The organism is Pedobacter sp. AK013, assembly GCF_014205835.1.
In the GTDB taxonomy this organism is placed as follows: Bacteria; Bacteroidota; Bacteroidia; order Sphingobacteriales; family Sphingobacteriaceae; genus Pedobacter.
The window spans coordinates 114005-137484 of sequence record NZ_JACHCQ010000013.1; the positions used below are offsets into that span (position 1 = coordinate 114005).

The 23480-nt window shown below is 38.1% G+C and carries 25 protein-coding genes; 9 read left to right on the forward strand and 16 right to left on the reverse strand.

All coding sequences use genetic code 11. The annotated features are described in order from the left end of the window. The first annotated feature begins 193 nt into the window (after nucleotides 1-193). Nucleotides 194-2779, forward strand: a complete 2586-nt coding sequence (locus HDC90_RS10885; RefSeq protein ID WP_184466232.1) for a phosphoenolpyruvate carboxylase — start codon at nucleotides 194-196, stop codon at nucleotides 2777-2779. 384 nt (nucleotides 2780-3163) lie between these two features. Here HDC90_RS10885 and HDC90_RS10890 read toward each other — a convergent pair whose 3' ends face one another. The 5 genes from HDC90_RS10890 to HDC90_RS10910 form a co-directional block, all read right to left on the reverse strand. Beyond that, entirely contained in the window at nucleotides 3164-3412 is a 249-nt protein-coding gene (locus HDC90_RS10890; RefSeq protein ID WP_184466233.1) for a hypothetical protein, read from the reverse strand. Beyond that, on the reverse strand, nucleotides 3412-3720 hold the full coding sequence (locus HDC90_RS10895; RefSeq protein ID WP_109925589.1) for a co-chaperone YbbN: 309 nt from the start codon (nucleotides 3718-3720) through the stop codon (nucleotides 3412-3414). The genes HDC90_RS10890 and HDC90_RS10895 overlap by 1 nt, the downstream gene beginning before the upstream one ends. Nucleotides 3721-3734: 14 nt before the next feature. Next, nucleotides 3735-4367: a peroxiredoxin gene (locus HDC90_RS10900; RefSeq protein WP_039479644.1), complete on the reverse strand. Its 633-nt coding sequence runs from the start codon at nucleotides 4365-4367 to the stop codon at nucleotides 3735-3737. Between the two features lie 329 nt (nucleotides 4368-4696). After that, nucleotides 4697-7081: a prolyl oligopeptidase family serine peptidase gene (locus tag HDC90_RS10905; protein WP_184466236.1), complete on the reverse strand. Its 2385-nt coding sequence runs from the start codon at nucleotides 7079-7081 to the stop codon at nucleotides 4697-4699. A gap of 150 nt (nucleotides 7082-7231) precedes the next feature. Next, nucleotides 7232-8419: a hypothetical protein gene (locus HDC90_RS10910; RefSeq protein ID WP_184466238.1), complete on the reverse strand. Its 1188-nt coding sequence runs from the start codon at nucleotides 8417-8419 to the stop codon at nucleotides 7232-7234. Between the two features lie 165 nt (nucleotides 8420-8584). On the opposite strand from HDC90_RS10910, the gene HDC90_RS10915 reads away from it, so the two are divergent. The 4 genes from HDC90_RS10915 (at nucleotide 8585) to HDC90_RS10930 (ending at nucleotide 12205) form a co-directional block, all read left to right on the forward strand. Next, nucleotides 8585-9982, forward strand: coding sequence for an aldehyde dehydrogenase family protein (locus HDC90_RS10915; protein ID WP_184466240.1), 1398 nt, complete (start codon nucleotides 8585-8587; stop codon nucleotides 9980-9982). 97 nt (nucleotides 9983-10079) lie between these two features. Beyond that, on the forward strand, nucleotides 10080-11204 hold the full coding sequence (locus tag HDC90_RS10920; protein ID WP_184466242.1) for a fibrobacter succinogenes major paralogous domain-containing protein: 1125 nt from the start codon (nucleotides 10080-10082) through the stop codon (nucleotides 11202-11204). 3 nt (nucleotides 11205-11207) lie between these two features. Continuing rightward, nucleotides 11208-11732 carry a YfiT family bacillithiol transferase gene (locus HDC90_RS10925; RefSeq protein ID WP_184466244.1) on the forward strand — a complete coding sequence of 175 codons (525 nt, stop codon included), beginning with the start codon at nucleotides 11208-11210 and terminating at the stop codon, nucleotides 11730-11732. Continuing rightward, the gene (locus HDC90_RS10930) at nucleotides 11729-12205 is read left to right on the forward strand and encodes a DUF6265 family protein (protein ID WP_184466246.1); all 477 of its coding nucleotides are present in this window, start codon (nucleotides 11729-11731) and stop codon (nucleotides 12203-12205) included. Before HDC90_RS10925 ends, HDC90_RS10930 begins: the two co-directional genes overlap by 4 nt. Before the next feature lie 11 nt (nucleotides 12206-12216). On the opposite strand, the gene HDC90_RS10935 is transcribed toward HDC90_RS10930, so the two are convergent. From HDC90_RS10935 to HDC90_RS10970, 8 genes are all read right to left on the reverse strand, one after another. Beyond that, complete coding sequence (locus HDC90_RS10935) at nucleotides 12217-12936, reverse strand: heavy-metal-associated domain-containing protein (RefSeq protein WP_184466248.1); 720 nt, start codon at nucleotides 12934-12936, stop codon at nucleotides 12217-12219. 292 nt (nucleotides 12937-13228) lie between these two features. After that, entirely contained in the window at nucleotides 13229-14053 is an 825-nt protein-coding gene (ygiD, locus tag HDC90_RS10940) for a 4,5-DOPA dioxygenase extradiol (RefSeq protein ID WP_184466250.1), read from the reverse strand. Nucleotides 14054-14176: 123 nt separating this feature from the next. Then, nucleotides 14177-14749: a YceI family protein gene (locus HDC90_RS10945; RefSeq protein ID WP_184466252.1), complete on the reverse strand. Its 573-nt coding sequence runs from the start codon at nucleotides 14747-14749 to the stop codon at nucleotides 14177-14179. 150 nt (nucleotides 14750-14899) lie between these two features. Further along, entirely contained in the window at nucleotides 14900-15460 is a 561-nt protein-coding gene (locus HDC90_RS10950) for an AraC family transcriptional regulator (RefSeq protein ID WP_184466254.1), read from the reverse strand. Next, on the reverse strand, nucleotides 15460-15963 hold the full coding sequence (locus HDC90_RS10955; protein WP_184466256.1) for a DUF3347 domain-containing protein: 504 nt from the start codon (nucleotides 15961-15963) through the stop codon (nucleotides 15460-15462). The genes HDC90_RS10950 and HDC90_RS10955 overlap by 1 nt, the downstream gene beginning before the upstream one ends. Before the next feature lie 25 nt (nucleotides 15964-15988). Further along, complete coding sequence (locus tag HDC90_RS10960) at nucleotides 15989-16801, reverse strand: hypothetical protein (protein WP_184466258.1); 813 nt, start codon at nucleotides 16799-16801, stop codon at nucleotides 15989-15991. A gap of 1 nt (nucleotide 16802) precedes the next feature. Next, nucleotides 16803-17339 (reverse strand): heavy-metal-associated domain-containing protein, encoded by a 537-nt coding sequence (locus HDC90_RS10965; RefSeq protein ID WP_184466260.1) that lies wholly within the window; start codon nucleotides 17337-17339, stop codon nucleotides 16803-16805. Between the two features lie 110 nt (nucleotides 17340-17449). Next, a complete protein-coding gene (locus tag HDC90_RS10970) occupies nucleotides 17450-17851 on the reverse strand; it encodes a hypothetical protein (protein WP_184466262.1) in 402 nt (133 codons plus the stop codon). Between the two features lie 94 nt (nucleotides 17852-17945). Between HDC90_RS10970 and HDC90_RS10975 the strand changes: the two genes are divergently transcribed. Next, nucleotides 17946-18668: a peptidylprolyl isomerase gene (locus tag HDC90_RS10975; RefSeq protein ID WP_184466264.1), complete on the forward strand. Its 723-nt coding sequence runs from the start codon at nucleotides 17946-17948 to the stop codon at nucleotides 18666-18668. Between the two features lie 262 nt (nucleotides 18669-18930). Here HDC90_RS10975 and HDC90_RS10980 read toward each other — a convergent pair whose 3' ends face one another. Next, nucleotides 18931-19158: a hypothetical protein gene (locus tag HDC90_RS10980; RefSeq protein ID WP_184466266.1), complete on the reverse strand. Its 228-nt coding sequence runs from the start codon at nucleotides 19156-19158 to the stop codon at nucleotides 18931-18933. An 89-nt stretch (nucleotides 19159-19247) separates the two neighbouring features. On the opposite strand from HDC90_RS10980, the gene HDC90_RS10985 reads away from it, so the two are divergent. The 3 genes from HDC90_RS10985 to HDC90_RS10995 all read left to right on the forward strand — a co-directional run bounded on the left by HDC90_RS10985 (nucleotide 19248) and on the right by HDC90_RS10995 (nucleotide 22335). Then, complete coding sequence (locus HDC90_RS10985) at nucleotides 19248-20015, forward strand: exodeoxyribonuclease III (protein ID WP_184466268.1); 768 nt, start codon at nucleotides 19248-19250, stop codon at nucleotides 20013-20015. Between the two features lie 90 nt (nucleotides 20016-20105). Continuing rightward, nucleotides 20106-21347 carry an imidazolonepropionase gene (gene hutI / locus HDC90_RS10990; RefSeq protein ID WP_184466270.1) on the forward strand — a complete coding sequence of 414 codons (1242 nt, stop codon included), beginning with the start codon at nucleotides 20106-20108 and terminating at the stop codon, nucleotides 21345-21347. Beyond that, the gene (locus HDC90_RS10995) at nucleotides 21340-22335 is read left to right on the forward strand and encodes a formimidoylglutamase (RefSeq protein WP_184466272.1); all 996 of its coding nucleotides are present in this window, start codon (nucleotides 21340-21342) and stop codon (nucleotides 22333-22335) included. Before hutI ends, HDC90_RS10995 begins: the two co-directional genes overlap by 8 nt. A 133-nt stretch (nucleotides 22336-22468) precedes the next feature. Here HDC90_RS10995 and HDC90_RS11000 read toward each other — a convergent pair whose 3' ends face one another. Next, nucleotides 22469-22627: a hypothetical protein gene (locus HDC90_RS11000; protein WP_184466275.1), complete on the reverse strand. Its 159-nt coding sequence runs from the start codon at nucleotides 22625-22627 to the stop codon at nucleotides 22469-22471. A gap of 10 nt (nucleotides 22628-22637) precedes the next feature. Continuing rightward, nucleotides 22638-23198, reverse strand: a complete 561-nt coding sequence (locus tag HDC90_RS11005; protein WP_184466277.1) for a 5-formyltetrahydrofolate cyclo-ligase — start codon at nucleotides 23196-23198, stop codon at nucleotides 22638-22640. Nucleotides 23199-23480: the final 282 nt, after the last annotated feature.

Here is a 23480-nt window from a genome sequence, read left to right on the forward strand (position 1 = left end):
GTTTTAACCCAAAAAATTAACAATCAATGCAATGCCCTTAAACATTGCAAATGTTCTTACTTAACCACATCGTGGCCAAATAAGATTCTAAAATTAAAATTTATTCTACAATTTTCCAAATTGTAAGCCTTAGAATTTTAATACCTTATGCATTTTTTGTAGTATTACGGTATACAAAACTATTGCATAAGCCATGCCCAAACTTCGTTTAACTACGCAACGAGAATCTATTTTTAACAATGAGGTAATCTCAAAATTCGAGCTATTTAACAGTTTATTTCTCACCTTGCCTTTTTACAAAATTAAAGATACCGGAACACTGCTTCCGTTGTTTTTTAAAAGCTGTGAAGAAGGCATCGCAAACGGAGAAAAACCTGCACAGATTATCGAAGAGTTTTTTGCCAAGTATACCAGTTATACCGAGCGAAAGGATATTGTTGACCTGCTTTTCCGTTTTATCCAGTATATCGAACGTCAGGTGGTACTTTTTGATGCCGTAGAAGACGCTTCTTTTACCAAGTTAAATACTACTGATGAGCAGAGTACATTGGCATTTATTTTAAAGAAGAATGCAGATAACAAACCAATGTTATCGAAAATTGAGAAATTGATTGACGAACTTTCGCTTCGCTTGGTTTTAACCGCACATCCAACCCAATTTTATCCTGGAAGTGTATTGGCCATTATTACCGATTTAACCAAGGCCATTAGGGATAACGATCTTACCTCGATGAACTCGCTGTTACAGCAACTAGGTAAAACGCCATTTTTCAATAAAAAATCGCCAACACCGGTTGATGAGGCCTTAAACCTGGCTTGGTTTTTAGAAAATACTTTTTATTTTGCTGCGGCCAATATTCAGGAAGAAATAGATCAGAACCTGGATGAATACAATCTGGAAACCAAGAAAATTTTAGAACTGGGTTTCTGGCCAGGGGGAGATAGGGATGGAAATCCAAATATCCATGCCGATACGACCTTAGAAGTTTCTAAAATGTTGCGACAGATCCTTTTCCGCTGTTACTACCGCGATTTTAGGGTAATTAAACGCCGCATCACTTTTAGAGGTGTTGAAGAAAATATTGCAAAACTGCACGATGTACTGTATTTAAATGCCTTCGATCAAACTTGCGAGCTTCATGATATTTCTAGTGAACTTAAAGAAAACCTGAACCAGATTAAAGATACACTGTTGGCAGAACACGAAGGGCTGTTTGTTGATCTGGTTAATGATCTGATCCGCAAAATAGATTTATACGGTAATTACTTTGCGTCGTTAGATATCCGTCAGGATAGCCGTGTGCTGCGAAATGTGCATGCCTATTGCCGAGCCAATAAGCCAATTTCTTCATTATATCCTGCTGATTATGATAAACTTTCGGAAGCAGAGAAATTAACTTTGATTTCTTTCAAAGAAGCCACCATTGTATACGCGAGTGAGGCCGATGCCTTGATAAAAGATACGATTGAGGTAATTAAAGAAATTAAAGGTATTCAAAAGCGCAATGGCGAAAAAGCCTGTCATCGTTTTATTATCAGTAATTGCCAGCAGGCGAGTGATATCCTTCAGTTGATTGAGCTTTTCTTATGGAACGGATGGAGCAAAGATTCGTTAACGATTGATTTTGTGCCGCTTTTCGAAACGGTAAACGACTTAAAAGGCGCTGCGGCCATTATGGAAACCTTGTATAGCAATCCGTTTTACAAAGCACACCTAGCCAAACGAGGCAATAAACAGCATATTATGTTGGGTTATTCTGATAGTACTAAAGATGGTGGTTACTTAATGGCCAACTGGTCTATCTTTAATGGTAAAACATCTTTGTCGGCTGTTGCTGCAAACCATAATATCCAGCTGGCCTTTTTTGATGGTCGTGGTGGCCCGCCTGCACGTGGCGGAGGTAAAACACACCGTTTTTATGCTTCTATGGGTAAAGAAATTGCGAACAAGAATATGCAGTTAACCGTGCAAGGGCAAACCATCAGCTCTCAATACGGATCGGTAGAAAGTGCAGAATTTAATATAGAGCAATTAATTAACGCCGGATTGACCTCGGGACTGAAAGAGAAACACAATATTCTTTTAGATCCTGAAAATAAAACCCTGCTTGATGAAATGGCCGAAGAAAGTTATAAGGCTTTTGTTGATTTGCGTGAACATCCATTGTTTGTGAGTTATCTTGAAAAATTATCTCCTTTAAAACTATTATCTCAGGCGAATATTAGCAGCCGTCCGGTAAAAAGAAATGGTGGCGGAGAGATGAAGCTTGAAGATTTAAGGGCCATTAGTTTTGTTACCGCATGGAGTATGCTGAAACAAAATGTTCCGGGTTTTTACGGAATGGGAACAGCTTTGAAAAACCAGGAAAAGGCGGGAAACTGGGATAAAGTGGCAAAAGTTTATCAGGACTCCGATTATCTGAAAACGATTGTGGATAACTGTATGATGAGTATGAGCAAATCAGACTTTACCATTACAGCGCATTTGGCTACGGATAAGGAGTTTGGTGCTTTTTGGACCCAACTACACAACGAATTCGAATTAGCAAAGGAGATGCTTTTAAAACTCTCCGGACAGCCAACATTAATGGCTAATTATCCGGTAGATAAAAAATCGATCGCCACACGCGAGAAAATTATTTTACCGTTGGTATTAATCCAGCATTTTGCTTTAGAGAAGCTACAGCACGACCAAAACGAGAAAGACCAGCATGCCTTAGAAAAGCTTGCGGTAAGAACGGTATTTGGTATTGTAAATGCGGGAAGGAATTTAGCTTAATACTTTCTGCCAAATCTCACAGGTTTCCGAAACCTGTGAGGGTTAAAAAACCATATCCAAGGTCTGTGTCCTCACAGACCTTTTTTAATTCCCCTGTTCTTACAAACGGTCGTCATTTCGACCGTAGTGGAGAAATCTTTTAACCATAGTTCAAAGATTCTCCATTTTGCTGTGCTTCAGTCGAAAGGACGACTTTACTATTTGGACCTGCTATTATGAAAACGGAACCTTGCTTTCCAAAAAAACAAGAATCCAAGGCCATTAAGGTGCTGAAATAAATTCAGCATGGCGAGAAGTAGAAGAAATACCAAACAAAAATCCCTCGTAAATTTACATCAACGAGGGATTTTTATTTTTAAAAAGCCAGATTAAAGCTTAAGACGATTATCGATCAATTGAACCCATTACTTTTTGGCCGAAAGCATTTAATGCATCTTTTTCGGCAGTACCCTCGCTTACCATTTGGTGTACTTCTAGTGCGCCGCAAATATTGGTAATCATTTCGCCTGCAACGTCAACTTCGTGTTCGCTAACACCTCTAAATTCGCAGAATGCCTCCAAAACCTCAAGGGTTGCCTCCAGTTGTGCCGGAGAGGTATTTTGAAATAATTGTCTTATAACCGGAATCTTCATTACTTTATCTTGTTAAATAGTTCAATTAAACCTTCTGCTTTGTTGGTTTGTACCTGGTCTACCAAATTGCCGCCTTCAAAAGCTGCAAAAGTTGGTAAATTATCAACGTTTGCAAATTTGCGTGAGTTTGGAAGTTTTTCGGCATCAACAATCAAGAAAGCTACATCTTCATTTTCCGAAGCCAGTTTTTTAAACTTAGGTTTCATGATCCTGCAGTTTCCGCACCAAGATGCAGCATACTGAACCATTACCTTTGAGTTGTCGGCCAGGTATTGCTGAAGATTATCTTCTGTTAATTCTAAAAACATAACTTTTTGTTTAATTAGTTGGCAGCTAAATATTCAGCTACACCAGTTCTGTTTGCGTTCATCGCTTCTTTTCCTTCTTCCCAGTTTGCCGGACAAACTTCTCCATGTTTCTGAACGTGAGCATAAGCATCAATTAAACGTAAATATTCTTTAACGTTTCTGCCCAATGGCATATCGTTTACACTTTCGTGGAAAACTTTACCAGTTTCGTCGATTAAGTAAGTAGCTCTGAAAGTTACGTTCGAACCTGAGAAAGATTCGTTTCCTTCTTCGTCGTAGTTAACTTCCTGATCTAAAATATCAAGGATACCAGATAATTGTCTGTGAGTATCAGCTAAAATAGGATAAGTAACACCTTCAATACCACCGTTATCTTTTGGTGTATTTAACCATGCGAAGTGAACTTCGTTGGTATCGCAAGATGCACCGATTACAATTGTATTTCTTTTTTCAAACTCAGGTAAAGCAGCTTGGAAAGCATGTAATTCTGTAGGGCAAACGAAAGTAAAATCTTTTGGATACCAGAATAATAATACTTTGCTATTTTTGTTTACAGCCTCTTCAAATACGTTGATTTTCAAGTCATCACCCATGTCTGACATTGCATCAATACTAACACTTGGGAATTTTTTGCCTACTATTGCCATAATTTTTTGTCTTTAATTTTGTGCCACAAAGGTAAGGCTAAAACCAGTGTGAAGCAACCCTGTTTAGCTAATTGTTAATTGTATTTATTGATATGAGTATAGATGAAAACTATACTGAGTGAGAAAAAGTATAGTGTGGTTCTATTTCTTTTCTTTGCTGTCATGTTGTGTGACGAAACACCTGTTTAACAGACAAAGACATTTCATATAAAAAGGTCGTCATTGCGAGGCACGAAGCAATCTTAAAGCGCTCGCTAGTAGCTATTGTTGTAAGATTGCTTCTTCGGCTGAAAAAGCCTCCTCGCAATGACGAATTATTTGCGGGGATGTTATTTCTTCAACGTATTCTCATACAGTTTAAATATCCTTTTATACTCATCGGTCCAGCTGCTTGGCTCAATAAAACCGTGGTCTTCTACCGGGTAAACGGCAAGCTCCCAATTGTTTTTGCCTAACTCTATAAAGCGTTGAGTAATACGAATAATATCCTGAAAATGAACATTCACATCAACCATTCCATGCGCCATTAAAAGGTTGCCCTTTAACTTATCGGCGAAATAAATAGGAGAGCTTCTTTTGTATGCAATTGGGTCGTTAAACGGTTCGTTTAAAATATTCGAAGTATAACCGTGGTTGTAATGCGCCCAATCGGTAACCGAACGTAAAGCGGCACCACTGGTAAAAACATCTGATTCGTTAAACATCGCCATTAGGGTGATAAACCCGCCATATGAGCCACCATATAAGCCAACATGCTGCGGGTTAACGCCATATTTCTCCACTAAAAACTTAACGCCATCTGCCTGATCGGTTAAATCTTTTCCACCCATATGGCGGTAAATGCCTGTACGGTGATCGCGGCCATAACCAGAACTTCCGGTATAATCAATATCAATTACAGTGTAACCATTATCAGCCAGTAAATTATTGAACATAAACTCGCGGAAGTAAGTACTCCAGCCAAAGTGAACGTTTTGAAGATAGCCTGCGCCATGAACAAAGACTACAGCGGGATGGTTAGGATGTGGATTATCCGATTTATAAACTCTTGCATAAACATCAGCGCCATAACGGTTTTTAAAGCTTACCATATCTGGCTGACGCCATTTGTAAGAATTAAATTCAGCAGAGGTAGACTGTGTAATTTTTTCGGCTTTGGCACCAACCTTATTTGGTTGAAGATATAATTCTCCGGGTTTATCCATAAAGGAGTAATTAATGGCAATATATTTCTCGTCAGGAGAGAGCGTAATTTCATTTAAACCTTTCATGGTGGTAATCTGCACGGGTTCGCCACCATTAACACCGATTTTAAAGAAATTGGTAATACCAGGATGCTCTTTGTTTGCTTTAAAATAAAAGGTGCTTTTATCTTTCGATAATTGAACCGACTGTACTTCCCATTTACCCGAAGTAAGCTGTTTCTTGTCGCCAGAGGCAATATTGGCAATATAAAGATGCGAATATCCGGTAGCTTCGCTTTGGTAATAAAAACGGTTGTTATCTATCCATCCGGTGTTACCCTGGTAAAAGCCACTAATACCAGGACCGCCAATCCAGGCTTCATCGCGCTGACGGTCTATTAAAGAAAATTTGCCAGTTAAAGCATCTAGTTTTAAAATCCAGCGGTCTTTATTGTCAGTAGATGTTGCCACAACAATTGCCGTACTTCCGTTATCATTCCAAAGCGGGCCAAAGAAATTTACAGGCCTATCGGCGTTTTTCTTTTTTAAGGTGTCGAGTTCTTTCGGATAATCTTTCAGGTAATCGGGCAGATCTTTTATACCTGTAATAGTTGCTGTTTGAATGGTGTATAATGTATCTCTTTGGGTATCGTATATAAAGCCCTGTGAGATATTTTCGTTTTCTCCAACTTTAGTTCTCCCGGGAATATCTTCCGTATAACCCGAAGATGTGATATAGTTTGGAACAATGGTGCCGTGGTTATTCTGTGCCGGTGTGGTGAGCTTATAAGTGATAAAACGCCCGTCTGGACTAATGATTACTCCGTTTAAAAATTTATCATCGGTGTAAAGTTCTTTTAATGGTTTTGTATCCCCTGCGGTTACACCTGAACGGCCTCTTCCAGCCCGGGAACCATTTCTGGTTTCAGCATTTCTCTTTTTGATGATATCAAACAGTTCGGTCTGCTGTGCTTTCAACCATTTATCCTGCTCGGTAACAGGTTTGGTTTCCGGCCTTCCGGCTTTTTTGCCTTTGATAAAATTGGTAAGCTGTTTGGTTTCAGCCGATTTCAGATCAACCTCGAATAAATTATCACCCAATTGATAAACGACATTTCCATTGGTTAAAAAAACAGGGTTGCTTTCCCGCTCTTGTGTACTGGTTAGCCTGATTTCTTTATTGCTTTTAAAATTCTGTAAGTAGATATCGCCGCTTTTTTCGATTAAACCAAGCGAGCGGTCGATATTATAGGTATAGTTTAAACTTAATAGTTTTTCGTCTTCCTTTTCTGCTGCTTTAACGGGTTTGGTAGATGTTACCGAAACTTTGAATAATTCTTCTTTAGCCTTATTTTCGGGATTCCAGTTGAAATAAAGGGTTTTGCTATCTGCAGTCCAACGGAAATTGGTTGGTGCAACGCCCATCCACTTTGAATCGCGCATTATTTTTTCGACGGTTAAGGGCGCTAGTTGTTGCGCGAAAGTATATTTGCCTGTGCAAAGCAAAAGGAAAAGTAAATATTTCTTCATGAATTTTAGGTTTGGATGCAATTTAGGTAAAGCGCTACCTAATTTTAAAAGGAAATGGAAATGTTACAACACCTCAGCCATAAGTTAACACAGATAAAAAGGATGAATACAGATGAAATTTGAAATTATATACTTAAATCTGTGGTTATACTAGCGGATTACCCTGCCCGTTTTATCTACATTTACATCATCGAAAGGCTTTAGGTACTCGTTGATGATTATCGCAAATTCTCTTCTGGTTAATACTTTTTTAAGATCGTATTTAGAAGTAAACTTGTAATTTTTGCTCCACTTTTTTTGCAGTTCGGTTTTGATTGCCTCAACCGATTTATTGCCGACATAACAAACCATCGCAATGGTGTTTTCTAAATTAATGGGGATATTCTGGTGGTCATCAAACCAGATCTGGGCTTTATAATAATAATCTTTGATCGGCTGCTTAATTTCATCGTAAGTAATCTCTTTTTCAGGGTTGAAATAGGCTTTATCTTGCCTTATTTCTGCCTTAAGAATGCCGGTTACACCAACCTTCTGAATGGCCAGCCAATTAGAATCAACCACTTTTACATCTTCAAAAGGCATTAATGCGTGTTTATAACTCAATAGTTCGCCCTGAATCCTTTTTAGGTTCGATAAACTGGTTTTTGTGTCGAAAAAAGCGGCATAAGCAGCGGTTGCTCCGGCGGCAGGGCCAACTTCGAACTGATCAGCAGAAATATATAAAAGGTTTTCCTGATTTGGGATGAGTAAGCTGTATAAAGATAAAAAATTGGCACCTCTGGACGAAACACTTGCTACTGTTGTTCTATACAGGTTTTCATTATAATTTAATTGATTTGAAGGCGCAGGATTTAAGCTTGCAATTTTTAATGCAGTCATTAACTTTTCCGGACTGTCGGCCATAATCAGAACTTTTGTCTTGATATATATATCTTTAGTGAGTTTCACTTCCCAGCTACTACCTGATCGTTTAATTTCAATGTAAGGCGTATTATTGATCACATTTAATAGCAGCGTGCTATCAACTGTTACTTTTGTCGGCTTCTTTTTATCGGGTTTTGGTTTAGGGGCCGCTAAGCTTTTTGCGTTTTCGATTTCCCTTTTTAGAAAGGCCTGATAGAAATTTGCCGCTGTTTTGGGCTTGCCTTCAGAAACTTTATTAAGATCGAGCTGTTCCTTTTGTGTGAGTAAAATGGTTTTAACACCAGATTTAAATGATTGAAAAGATGCAGTATACGCGGCATCACCACTGCCAATAACCAGTACATCTGTTTTTAAGGTTTGGGCATGTATAACAACAGGAATTACGAATGCAAAAACAAAAAACAATCTTTTCATCTGTGAATATTAAAATTTACTGCAATATGCTTTAAATGAATGAACTTTTAATGAAATGGATGCATTTTAACTAAATTTAACGCATAACTTAGATAGGCTTTTTAAGCTTATTTCAAAGAGAGACAGTCAAAAATCTTTCGACGAGTTCAGGAGGATGCAAACTAAATGAAAGAAGAAATTAAAACGGTTTTCGGTTTACAGCAAAAACATAAATTCGAGTTACGTAAAACGGATGCTAAAACCCGTATCGGAAAATTAAAGTTGTTAAAGCAGGCTTTAGAAAGCGCTGAAGTGGAAGTATATGCCGCATTACAAACCGATTTGCGCAAAAACCGTTTCGAAAGCGCCGTAACTGAGTTGTTTTTCACTTATGCAGAAATAGACCATGCCATAAAAAAGCTGCGTAGCTGGATGAAACCAAAATCGGCAAGCAGAACCATGAGTAATCTTCCCGCTAGCAACAAAATTTATTACGAACCTAAAGGTGTTTGCCTGATTATTGCTCCCTGGAATTATCCTTTACAATTGGTGATGAGCCCGTTGATTTCTGCGATTGCAGCAGGAAATTGTGTCATCCTAAAACCTTCTGAACTGAGTGGCGCAACAGCGGGCGTGATTAGCAAATTGATTTCAGATACTTTTGATGCAAAAGAGATTGCCTGTTTTGAAGGCGATGCAGATGTTTCCGCAGAATTGTTAAAACTTCCTTTTGACCATATATTTTTTACCGGGAGTACGGCAATAGGTAGGGTGGTAATGGAAGCTGCGGCAAAAAACCTTAGCTCTGTTACCTTAGAGCTTGGTGGTAAATCGCCAGCTATTGTAGATGAAACCTGTGATCTAAAAAGAGCAGCAGAAAAAATTGCCTGGGGCAAATTGGTTAATGCCGGACAAACCTGTATTGCCCCGGACTATGTGCTGATTAAAGAAAATAAGTTGAACGATTTTGTGATATATTATAAAGCTGCTGTTCAGAAAATGTTTTTTGAGGGGTCGACAATTAATAAAAATGATTATGCTAAAATTATCAATATAAAACAGTTTCACCGTTTAAATAATCTGATTGAAAAAGCTATTGGCGATGGTGCTATATTAACCTTTGGTGGAAAATCAGATGAGCAGGATTTAACCATTACACCAACACTTTTAACTTCGGTAGCTGAAAGCAGTGGTATAATGCAGGAAGAAATTTTTGGCCCGGTTTTGCCCGTTGTTACTTATCAAAGCTTACAGGAGGCCATCGATTTTGTAAATCGGAAAGCAAAGCCTTTAGCATTATATGTTTTTTCAGATAACACTGCAAACCAAAATAAAATCATCAGCGAAACCAGTGCCGGAGGAACCTGCGTAAACGATGTTCTGGTTCATATTGGCAATCCGAATTTGCCTTTTGGTGGTATAAACAGCAGTGGGATGGGAAGTTGTCATGGGGTTTTTGGTTTTAAAACCTTTTCGCACGAAAGGGCAGTGGTTTTTCAGTCGAAGTTGGGGTTAACCAAAATGATTTATCCGCCTTACGGAAAAAAAATGAGCTTGCTTAAATGGCTAAAGAAATTGATGTAGAATTTTATTATGGTACTTAGTCCCAGTTCTTTATATTTGAAACAAAATGATGAAAAAACGCTCATATATCTCAATTTTTTTTCTTTTAATGAGCCTAATGGGCTGTCAAAAAGAAAAGATACCGGTTCAATCGCCTGGACTCTCTGATTTTACGCTAAATGTAGTGAGGGTCGGACAGCCTTCTTTTACACTTACGAATCCGAAAAGTAAAAGTAGTGGCGCTTTCTCTTTTAAAACGAGCGATACCTCGCTGGTTACTATCCAGGCAAATCTTGTTACCATTAAGAAAAGTGGAACTTGTGTTATAACGGCAATACAACAAGCAACAGAAAGCTTCAGTAGGGATTCTATTACAGCAACCTTAGTAATCTCACCACGCCTTCCCCCGTTACTTACATTTGTAATACCCGATAAAAAAGTAGGCGATCCCCCATTTACTTTAACTCCCAAAAGTGATAGTAATGGAGAAATCACCTTTAAGAGCAATAATGTTGCTGTTGCGGTAGTTGTGGGAAATCTAATAACCATAAAAGGCCCGGGGAAGGCAGTTATAACGGCTTATCAGGCACAATCTGGGATTTACGGTGCATACAGTTTTTCTGCGAATCTTGTTGTTACCGATGCGTTAATCGCTGAGACATTGACGGATATAGATGGGAATGTATATAAAACGGTAAAAATAGGAAATCAGGTGTGGATGATGGAAAACTTACGGACAGCGCATTATAGAGATGGAACGATAATACAAAACGTGACAGGCGATTCCTATTGGGGCACACAACCAATTGGGGCATATTGTAACTATAATAACAATCCAGAACTAGGCAAAACATATGGTTTTTTATATAATTGGTATGCTGTAAATAGCACTCGTCAACTTGCGCCACAAGGTTGGCATGTCCCAACCAGTGCTGAATGGACTATTTTGTATAATTATATTGGGGGAGATCGTTATAGCGGTGGTAAAATTCAAGAAAGTGGTATTAGTCACTGGATAAATGACACTGGTGCTTCAAATATAACACAGTTTACAGGCTTACCCGCAGGAAGTAGGAATGCAGATGGGACATACGAGAGTATAACTTATCATGGAAATTGGTGGACTGCAACGGCTAATCCTAACGGAACAGCAGCGTATTGCAATTTATATGTTAAAGGTTACATTGAGCTTGCAGAGAGCTTTAAAAGTTTGGGTTACTCGGTAAGATGTATTAAAGATTAATTAATGGATTTAGAACAGCTTAAATATCCCATTGGCCAATTTTCAATGCCAGAAGTTTTCGATCAAAAGCAAATCGATATATGGATTTCCGAAATAGAAGCTTTGCCTAATCAGCTTAAGAAGGCTGCTGAAAATTTGACCGAAAAAGAATTAGAACAAACTTATCGCCCTGGAGGATGGACGTTGAGGCAAGTTATTCACCATATTCCCGATAGCCACATCAATGCTTATATCCGTTTCAAACAAGCCATTACTGAAGATGTTCCCGTAATCAGGCCTTATTATGAAGAGCGCTGGGCAGAAACGGGAGAAGCTAAAAATGGTGATGTCAAATTATCTATTGATTTATTGGCTGCTTTACACCAACGCTGGGTTGCTTTTTTAAAAACATTAGAACCAGAAGATTATCAACGAAAATACATTCACCCAGCTCAAGGAAAAGAACTTACATTAGCAAACATGTTAGGTATGTATGCCTGGCACGGCAAACATCATTTGGCACACATTACCAATGCAATAGCAAAATGAAAATAAATCGTTTAAATTTATTGATCTTAATCCTTATAGGCTTTTGCACCAATGTGAATGCGCAAAAAGAGCCGTCAAAAACTTTTGCCTTTGCATTGGGCTCATGGGAAATGCAAACACCAAAGGGGAAAATTGTTGAGGAGTGGAAGCAAAATCCAGATGGAACCCTGAGCGGCAAAAGCTATAGAATAAACGCCAAGGGCGATAGTTTGCTTACCGAAACCCTTCAGATCAAAAAGATCGGAAAAGATACTTTTTACTGTTCGACTGTAACTGGGCAGAACGAAGGCAAAGAAACTTGTTTCAAACTTATTACTACTAAAGATGAGACCTATGTTTTCGAAGATAAAACACATGATTTTCCCCAGAGAATAGTTTACCAAAACCAGGGCAAAAATGATTTGCTCGCCTGGATAGAAGGCGAGCTTAATGGTAAAAGCCGAAAATCAGAGTTTAGGTACAAGCGACAATAGTCCAAAATTAACTACATTAAAACCAGCATGGTTGCACTCATGGCAATCATAATCGCATCCTCAACAATGGTAACGGTACTCATGGGGAGGTTAAACACCGCGCCCAGGCACGCACACTGAATCTTTTTCTTATTTAAAACACTTTCTAAAACACCAAGGATGCTTATTGTCATTACGATTAGCGTAACCCAGTTTACGACTACAGGTGATAAGTTTAAAGCAAATGATAAGCCTAATCCGAGTTCGATAAAAGCATAGATATATCCCCACCCGCTAAATTTTTTAGCTACGATATCGTACATGGCGTAACTTTCCGCAAAGGCTTTCAGATTAAGCATTTTAAAGAAAGAGAAAGTGAGGAAAAAACCCGACATAAAAATGCGCATAAATACCATTAAATTGATGGCATTGTACTGCCAAGAAGCCACTAACGATATTACAGTTACATATCCAAAGATCAACAGAATGGGTTTGTAGGTTTCGGCCCACGATTTTGCTTCTTCCAATGTTTCGCTATGGTGGGCTGCAGAAATCTGATATTTACTATCTGATCCGCCCAAGGCTTGTTGAAGCGTATTTAGGCTGATATGTTTTTCCATGCTAATAGTAGCCGAATTGGTGTCTTTCGAGACCTCAACAGAGGTTACATCTGGTAAAACGAGCAGGTTACTTTTTACTTTATTTTCGCAACCGCCACAAGTCATGCCGGTTAGCTGATAGGTATGTGTCATGATTAAAATCTTTATACAAATTTACTGCTTCATGCAGCAAGAGGCATTACAGAATAATCATAAAGTTTTACAGAATTTTTGGCTACTGTCATTCAGTGAAATATAGGTCTTTTCTTAATTGTAAATTCTCAAAAGATCCTTGCGACCATTAAGGAGTTAAGAAAATTAAGGTTCAAGCCCCGTTTAAAATAGCTAAAACAAGTTCTTTGGTGATTCGTTTCTCCCTAAAGCCTAAAGCCTAAAGCCTAAAGCCTAAAGCCTAAAGCCTAAAGCCTAAAGCCTAAAGCCTCGCTTATCCCACTAAAACCGAGGTCATGGTTAACGAACCGCCAACCGCTTTATCATTAAAGAAAGAAACCTCTTCTTTATCATTTTTCATTCCGAGGGTATAAATAAGTGGCAGATAATGCTCTGGCGTAGGGATGGCCAACATGGCATCAGTGCCTAGGTTACGATAGTTAATCAAAGGTTTATGGTCGCCGTTAGCAATTAAATTTTTAAACTTATCATTCATTTCAATCGCCCAATCATAGCCACCTCCATTAATCATGTCCCAGCTTAACATACGCAGGTTATGCACCATATTTCCACTGCCGATCACTAATATTCCTTTTTTGCGGAGGGCATAAATTTCTTTGGCAATTTCGTAATGTTGCGCCGGCGATTTGGTGTAATCGATACTTAATTGGAGAACAGGAATATCTGCATTAGGATACATATGCTTAACAACTGTCCAGGTACCATGATCTAAACCCCAATCGTGGTCTAAGCCCACAGGAGTAGAGTGAATTAAATTTGATATTTCGGCAGCCAGTTTTGGATCACCCGGAGCAGGATATTGAACGTCAAAAAGTGCCTGTGGAAACCCTCCAAAATCGTGAATGGTGCTTGGGAAATCCATCGCGGTGATAAAAGTGCCATGAGTGTACCAATGTGCCGATACAACCAGCACAGCTTTTGGAACGGGAATACTCTTAGCTAATTCTGCCCAACTTTGGCTAAACTCATTGTTTTCGATGCCATTCATAGGCGATCCATGACCGATAAAAAGTGTAGGCATTAGCTCGGTTTGAGGCAGGCGCTGAGTGAAGCTTCGGAATTGTGATAGTGTAGACATAATACGCTGTTTGTCACATTGAACTTGTCGAAGCGCCTATACGCATTTCGACAAGCTCAATGTGACAGATTTTAAAATGAAATATTTGCCAAAGTCATTATTAATAAATAACTATCTTCTCAATTATTTTGCCTGAACAAACTCCAGGTTTAATTTAATGGCCACATCTTTTGCAACGCCAGCGCCAGTTGGATCATATTTAATATTATAATCTAAACGGTTAATGGTGGTTGTAGCACCAAAACCAGCTTTAGTATTGCCTTGCTGATCTTTAGCGGTGCCGCCATAAACAACAGCAAATTTTACATCTTTAGTTACATCGCGGATCGTTAATTTACCGCTTAATTCATAATTGTTTCCACTTAATTTTTTGAAAGATGTGCTTTCGAATTTCATTGTGGGATAAGTAGCCACGTTAAAAAAATCGTCAGTTTTTAAGTGTCCATCTCTCATATCAACACCTGTAGTAATGCTATTTACATCAACAGTAAAGCTGATTTTAGCATCGGTTAAATCTGGTTTAGAAGCGGTAACCGTTCCATCGAATTTTTTAAAAGAACCGTCAACGAAAGAAATACCCATGTGTTTAACCGAAAAGTTAACAAACGAATGCATAGGATCTATTTTCCAGCTTGTTTGTGCAAATGATGCCACACTGATTGAGGCAGCGATCAGAAATAAGAATAATTTTTTCATACTCAGTAATTTATTTAAGTACAAAGTTATCACAGAATCAGGCGATTAGTCTTGATTTATGGTAAGAAATTATTTTTAAAAGGTTAATCTTTTAACTGGTAAATGATTACCTAACTGTTTACCATGACAGAAACGATACCCTATTATCCATTAAACCTCATCCAGTGTTTTCCTACTATCTGTTGAAGTAGCCTTATAAACCGAGGGCGTAATTCCGGTCACTTTTTTGAATTGTGCTGATAAATGGGCAACACTGCTGTAATTTAGCTGATAAGCAATTTCGCTCAGCGTAAGTTCGCCGTACGTAAGCATTTCTTTTGCTTTTTCTATTTTTTGCGCAATGAAATATTTCTCGATGGTTTGATTTTCCATTTCTGAAAAGATACTGCTCAAACTGGTATATTCCAGGTTTAACTGCTCACTTAAATAAACAGAGAGGTTAATTTTTAACTGCTCCTTGGTGTAGTGCACCAGGTTAATAATAGTCGTTTTAATCTGCTCTGCAAGCTGAGTTTTCTTATCTGATAGCAGCTCGAAGCCAAAATGTGTTAGGCGTTCTGCTATTTTGATTTTATCCTCTGAAGAAATATTTTCGGCTAAAGTAACTTCGCCCAGCTCAACCAATAGTGGTTTAAAGCCGAGCTTTTCCAGCTCAGCCTTAACCACCATTTTACAACGGTTGCATACCATGTTTTTGATATGCAGCTTCATTATTTTGATTTTATGGTTTCTGCAACATCCCCGCAATCGAACATCATGCTTCCATAATATGGATTTTCGATGTTTTCTTTTTCGTTTAACCAGCTTGCTTTAGCCATTGGGCAATGCTGAATGTAAACAGTCTTACTATTAAATTTTAAACCTCTTAAGGTTTTAATCATGGCATAAGAAATTCCTTCAAAAGCCTTTCTCTGTGTTTTAATATCGTTAGAGCCTGCAAGTTGCGCTGCTTTGCTTTTAATGATGGCTGCTTGTTCCATAAATGTTTTATGTTGGTCTGCTGGTAAATCTTTGTGGTTTACTGCATTTACCTTTGCCGATAAAACTTTTACTTTTTCTATAGCGACGTCCTTTTTATCGGTTGCCAGTGCATTTTTTACATCATAATATGCCGTTAAGACCTGATTTAAGGCTGTATCTGTTTTGCTTTGTGCGTAGGTAAAAGCTGTTGTTGCAATTGTTATAATGGCAACTATTCCTAATATTTTTTTCATCTGTTGTAAATGGTTTTTGTGTTATTTATTTTAAAACGTTAAAGAAATTAAATTCTGCCCTAAGCAGATACATGTTTTTTGTATACCGGTTATCAATATTTCCGGTTGCCTGAAAGCGGTAGCCTAAATCGATACGGGTTGTACTGTTCAAAATCATTTGTATAGCAGGAGCAATATCCAGATAAGATTGGCCGCTGCTTGGATCGGTTTTGCCCAGTAGCTCTAAATATACGTTAAAGTTGGGCTGCTTATAATCTTTGTAAACCACGGGTAGGACCAAATAACCCGACGATAAACTGTAAGAAAACATGTTCTTCGGTTGAGGCATTCCCGCAATCTGTCTGTCATAATTTTCAAAAGCGTGCGCGTAGCCTAAGGTTGATGATAGTGCCAGTTTGTGTAGCAACTGGGTAAAAATCAATCCGCCCTGTACGCCACTGTTGTCGCCCTCAAGGTTAATATCATGGGTATATGTTGGCCTTCTGCTGGTACTGACCCTTCCAAATGCTGATGCTCTAAAATGGCTTTGTGCTTCATCTAACGATAAAAACCGATATTTTGCATATAAACTCCCACCCTCTAAGCGGTATTTGCCGTCCATATCAGACATAAAACCTTGAGCATGCATCATCAGGTTTTTATTAAAACCAATCATTATTTCCGGAATAGTTCTACTTACGAAACCAGGATTATTGAACATGCCCTCGTTTGTAATTCTTACACCAATCGATTTGGTTGGCATATTACTGGCAGGCTCGGTAAATACATATAGTTCTTGTGCAAAACCAATTGTATTGGCGCCGATAATCATCAACGCCAATACGAATATGCGCTTCATCTTAAGAAAGAACTAAATGGTAAATACGCATCTTTTTTCCGTTAACCAAGCCTGTACCACTAGCGTAAGCATCAGAGTTAGCGGTTGCGGCTTGCTTTTTAAATGCAGCGCCCGAAATGAAATTTTTATCTACAACACTGGCTTTTACAGTTCCGTTAAGTGTTTTGCTTTTTGCGTTTACAAAGCGGTACACATTACCATCAACAACTGCCTGCCCTTTATCGTCTATTTTTACCTGGTTAAAATTGAAATTTGCGGTTAAGCCTCCAACTGAAAAACCAGCATCCTGAACTTTTTTGCGCACTAAATCCAGATTGATATTAGCATCTTTTTTAAACGTTAGAACAAAGATATTTTTATTTAAATCGGGTTTTACACTGCTGATAAAGTTTAAGGTTTCTAACGATTTTTGTGTTGCATTAGAACACATAGAACAGGTTAAGCCCGTTACCTGTAAATCTGCTGAAGATATTTGTTGTGCCGAAACATTAGCGGCAAAGAATAGCATAATGATGCTGAAAATTTTTATTGCTTTCATGATTTTTTGAATTAGAATAAATTGAAGCTATTGTCACTCTGCATTTGTTCAGGGCTTAAATAGCAAAATAGATGCTGAAACGAGTTCAGCATGACGGGAATAAAAGAATCCTAATTCCTAAAAATACAATTGAAAATGTGCAAGGCAAGCCGCGAGGAGAGTGGCGGCGCTTTATTCGAAATTTTACTGAAAAATTTTGGGGTAATGTTGGATAAAAAAGCTAAAACCGGTGGATGAAGAAAAAGCTGAATAGAAAAGAGCTTTGGCATTTGTACCTGGGCCTCAATCTGGTGACTATCTTTAACTTTTACCGCTACCTGGGTGTTTTTACAACAACCATCATCTTTCTTCTCGGCTGGGATTTCCTTGCAGAATTTGCAGGAAACCTCGTTGCTAAAAAGTTTAACGTTTTCTAATTTGCCTCCACAAAAATGGAGACTTAAAGCCAAACCCATAACACTAACTGCATAGAATACAGCCAAAGAAAGTGCTATTTTTTGTTTTAACTTCATTAATACAAAGGTAAAGGAAAAAATATCGAATAATGCCAGTAATTATTTATTGAATTTCATTTTTTAGCTTACTTTAGCCTTAAACACCAGTTAAATGAAGAAAATATTATTATTCCTCTGCACCTTTTCTATACTTTCGGCCTTTGCTGCAAAGCCTAAAAATCAATATATACGGATTAAAACAGAATTCGGGGAATGCATTGTTAGGCTATATAATCAAACCCCTTTACACCGCGATAACTTTTTGAAATTAGCCCGGTCGGGCTACTACAATGGTGTTTTATTTCACCGGGTGATTAAAGATTTTATGATCCAGGGAGGAGATCCAGATTCTAAAAATGCTAAACCAGACTCCCTGTTAGGCGAGGGTGGACCTAAATATACCATCCCTGCAGAATTTAATGATAGCTTATTTCACAAAAAAGGCGTTTTAGCTGCGGCCAGGGAGGGCGATGATGTTAATCCGGCCAAAGCATCGAGTGGTAGCCAGTTTTACCTGGTGCAGGGAAAAATTTTTACTGACCAACAACTGGATAATGTACAAGAAAAGCGCTTGAAATTTAAAATCCCTGAATGGCAGCGTGAGGTATATAAAACGATAGGCGGTACACCTCATTTAGACAGAAACTATACCGTTTATGGCGAAATTGTAGTTGGTTTGGATATGGTTGATAAAATAGCCGCTCTGGCAACTGATAAAAACAATCGGCCAAAACAAGATGTGAAAATGGAAGTAACTGTTTTAAAAAAGAGAGAAGCGAAAAAATTGGAAAAGCAATTGTTGGAAACTATACTGAAAGATAAAATGGTTATGTAATTAAAGGATCTTGTCTGTTATCAAAAAAGAATAAAAGCCGAATTTGATCATTTTGAATTTCATAGAACACGGACGTATGATTTGTTATCCTTCCTTTTCTACATTGATCGAAAATTGACGTCTCAAAAATTTCAGGTTGTACTTTTTTTATTTGCTTGTTTTAAGAACTTTTTTGCAGATTGCTCACTGAATTTATCGAGAATGAAGAAAAAAATTACATCAAAAGTTTCTTTTGCTTCATCGGTCCAAAATATCGGTAAACTCATAAATATTTAGCGTACCGCTTCATTACCTCATCATGAGGTGTTAATTTCCCTTCTTCAGCTTGCTTTAAGCCTCTTTTTATTCCTTCTTGAACATGTTTAGTAAGTTCTTCCAAAACAACTTTTTCGCTGTAGTTTAAAAGCATATCTAACTCTGACAAAAGATTTTCGTCATCTGTTTCGAATACCTTTTTTGCGATCTCTATCTTTAACTCCTCGATGCTCATAAACAAATTTAACGAAAGCAAATCTGAATTACTAAGCATTTATTCAATTAATTTCTAAATTTACCGCCCACAACAATTGAATTTACTGAATGAAGATTATTTCCTATAATGTTAATGGGATCAGGGCGGCGAGTACCAAAAATTTTTTTGGCTGGCTTCAGGCTACAGATGCTGATATGGTTTGCCTGCAGGAAGTAAAAGCCATGCCATTGCAGATTCCGGAAATTATTGCCCTGATTGAACAACTTGGTTATCATCATTATTGGTTTCCTGCTGAAAAAAAAGGATATAGTGGAGTAGCAATCCTGACCAGAATTAAACCTAATCACATCGAATTTGGCTGCGGTGAGGAGTGGATAGATAAAGAAGGTAGAATTTTAAGAGCCGATTTTAATGATTTTTCTTTAATGAGCCTCTATATGCCATCTGGCTCAAGTGGAGATGAGCGGCAGATTAAAAAGTATGAATTTATGCGGTTTTTTGATGTGTATATTGGTGAACTGCGTAAAGAGATCCCAAATTTAATTGTAAGTGGCGATTACAATATCTGCCATACCGCCATCGATATTCATAACCCTAAATCGAATGCCAATTCATCGGGCTTTTTACCCGAAGAACGCGAATGGATGCAGCTATTTTTGGATAACGGTTTTATTGATACTTTCCGTTATTTTAACAAAGACCCACATCATTATACCTGGTGGAGTTATCGTGCGGGCTCAAGAGGAAAGAACCTGGGTTGGCGGATCGATTACCATTTAGCTACGAAACCGATGGAAAACCGTTTGAAAAATGTTAGAATTTTGCCTGATGCGATACATTCAGATCATTGCCCCGTGCTTTTAGAGATAGATTAAATTTGGTTAAAGGTTAATTGTTTAAATCGGTTAACTGTACCCAATGCTCAATTAACCACTTTATACCGTTTGAATATTAACCATCCGATAATGCTAATCACAAACATAAAGGGCCTCGTAGGCCTGCATCCAAAAGATAAATCGGTGCTCCGTGGCAGCGAATTAGATTCGTTACCTACTCTTGAAAATGCCTGGCTTTTGATAGAAAATGGTCTGATCAAGGATTTTGGTAAGATGGATTCAATCCCATCTCAGATCTCAAATCGCTCTTCTCAAATCTCTGCAGAAGGCAGATATATTTTTCCCTCATGGTGCGATAGTCATACACACATTGTTTTTGCTGCTCCGCGTGAGGAAGAATTTGCCATGAAAATTCAAGGCAAAAGCTATGAAGAAATTGCCGCGGCAGGAGGTGGGATTTTAAATTCTGCTAGTAAACTCCAAAAAGCTTCGGAAGATGAATTGTTTGAAAGCGCATCTGTGAGATTAAATCAGATGATCCTCCAGGGAACCGGTGCGGTTGAAATTAAAAGTGGATATGGGTTAACCGCAGAGAGCGAAATAAAAATGCTCAGGGTCATCCGCAGGCTGAAAGATCAGTTCCCGGTTCCAATAAAAGCAACATTTTTAGCCGCCCATGCTTATCCGGCAGAGTTTAAAAACAACCATCAGGGATATATCGATTTAATTATTAATGAAATGCTGCCTCAAATAGCAGCAGAAAAACTGGCTGACTATATTGATGTTTTTTGCGAAAAAAGATTTTTCTCCATCGAAGAAACTGATCAGGTATTAAAAGCGGGAGCAAAGTATGGGTTAAAACCAAAAGTACATGCCAATCAGCTTTCCGTTTCGGGGGCAGTAGAGGTTTCTGTGCAAAACAAAGCCGTTTCGGTTGATCATCTCGAAGAGAGAAATGAGGAAACCATCCAGACATTAAGAAATGCTGATACTATTGTAACATTACTTCCTTCTTGTTCGTTTTATCTGGGTATTCCATTTGCAGATGCCAAAAGCTTCATTAAAGCCGATTTGCCTGTTGCTTTGGCTACCGATTATAACCCTGGTTCAACACCCTCGGGAAACATGAATTTTGTGGTGTCACTTGGATGCATTAAAATGAAAATGGTGCCCGAGCAAGCGATAAATGCTGCAACATTAAACGGTGCGGCGGCAATGGAGCTAAGTGATGATTATGGAAGCATTACTATAGGTAAAAAAGCGAATCTGTTTATAACCAAGCCAATGCCTTCAATTGCTTATTTACCCTATAGTTTTGGTGAAACGCAGATAGAAACGGTTATTTTAAACGGTGAAATTTATAATGGATAACCTTAAAATATATTCGCAAGGCGATATTGATCATTTGATTATTGCGCGTGGTGGCGAAATCAAACTGGGCGAAAAGGTTAATCTATATGGGCATGACGAAGGAGCTTCTTCATCACACAACGGAATTTCGGTAGAAGCATTAAAAGCCAGCAGCTCTAAATTTATACTTTTGGGTATTCCAGAGGACATAGGTGTGCGTGCAAACTTAGGCATTGCAGGAGCAGCCTCTATGTGGAGGCAAAGTTTGTTCGCTTTTTTAAATACCCAAAGCAACCGCTTTTTAAATGGTGCGGAGGTTTTGGTTTTAGGCCATTTCGAAATTGATGAGCCTGAAGATTCTTCCCTAAAAGGTTTAAGAAACAAAGTAGCGCAGATTGATGACCTGGTTTATCCAGTAATCGAGAAAATTGTAGCTGCAGGTAAAATACCTATTGTAATTGGTGGTGGGCACAATAATGCCTACCCAATAATTAAGGGTACTTCTTTAGTATATAAAAGTCCAATAACAGTTTTGAACGTTGATGCACACGCTGATTTAAGAGAGCCAGAAGGTAGGCATAGTGGAAACGGATTTTCTTATGCATTAAAAGAAAACTATCTCGACAACTATTTCATGTATGGCTTGCATCAAAACTATAATAATGAAGCTATTTTAAATCAAATAGATACTAACCCAAAGCTTAAGGCTGTGTTTTTTGATGATATTTTAACTGGAGCTAATTTTACTAACCTGATGAATGAAATTGGACCGGTTGCGGGTTTGGAAATTGACATGGATTGCATTCAAAATGTGCTTTCGAGTGCAGAGACCCCATCAGGGTTTGCCGTTAACGATATCAGAAAACTGATTTTAACCAGTGCTAAGAAATTTTCTTATTTGCACGTTAGTGAAGGTGCCACAAGGATGCTCGACGGGAGAGTAAGTAAGTTAACAGCTAAACTAGTGGCTTATCTGGTGAGCGATTTTGTGAAAGCACATATTTCTTAGGTTTAGCCACGGATACACGAATTATTTTGCCCGTCTCAACATCCTGAACTTGTTTCAGGAGCTTTCTTGCTGTAAATACCTTGGTGTATAGGCCCTGAAACAAGTTCAGGGTAACGATTATGTATGGGAAAACCTACAAATGCTCTGCTTCGTATTTTTCGCCCGCTTTCAGCATTAATTCAATCTGTTTCAGGTCTTCGGCGGTTAATTCTTCCTTTTCCTGTAATTCGGATACCGCAATCATGTTGTCTTCGTATTGTTTTTCGGTTTTGATAACGATTTCTTGAGGCATGATGGTAAGCTTAAAATTTTATAATTTCTGTTGGTGTAATGCAAAAATCTAACCTGATGTCGTGTTCATTTACATCATCGATTTTTTCAATAGCAGGGTACAAAGATAAGCCTATTTTTTGAGCATTTATATCTTGTAAAAAACGATCGTAAAAGCCCTTGCCATAACCCACCCGGTAACCTTGTTTATCGAAAGCTAAAAGTGGAATCAATACCATATCAATCTCGCCCTCATGCAAGTTTCCTTTTTGCGGTTCCAGGATGTTATAAAGGTTTTTCTTTAAGTCGTCTACACCTAAATATTCGTGATTGCTAATTAAGGCCGTTTCGAAATCGGCTTTGGGTACAATAATCTTAATATCGGGCTGTGTTTGGTTGAGCCATTCAATCAGCAGAAAAGTATCGGGTTCTTTTTTTTCCTTGATTGGTAAAAAGATATGTAGCGTTTTAATTCCGCTAAAATCGATCGTTTTAAATTGTTTTAAAAGCGCATCGTTTAACTCATGGTATACTGAGTTGGTTAATAATAATCTGTCCTTTAGCGCTAACTTTCTGATTTCGGCTTTTAGCATCGTAATAATTTAGTGTTAATAACAATTTGAAATTATGCTTGTTTTCGTTGTGTTGCAACAGTCTATAGGTGTAGCAATTCATATATTATAACCCGATAGTGAAAATACTTTTTTGAGTACATGCTAAATAGATTGCCACTTTGTTCCTTCTACCATTAACAGATTCCAATAGAGAGGTCGTCATTGCTGTAAAGGTTTAGTAATTCGGTAATGAACTAGAGTTTATTTTTTGTTATTTATATTGACCATTTCCGCCGGTTTTTTACCCTTAATTCCCTGGTG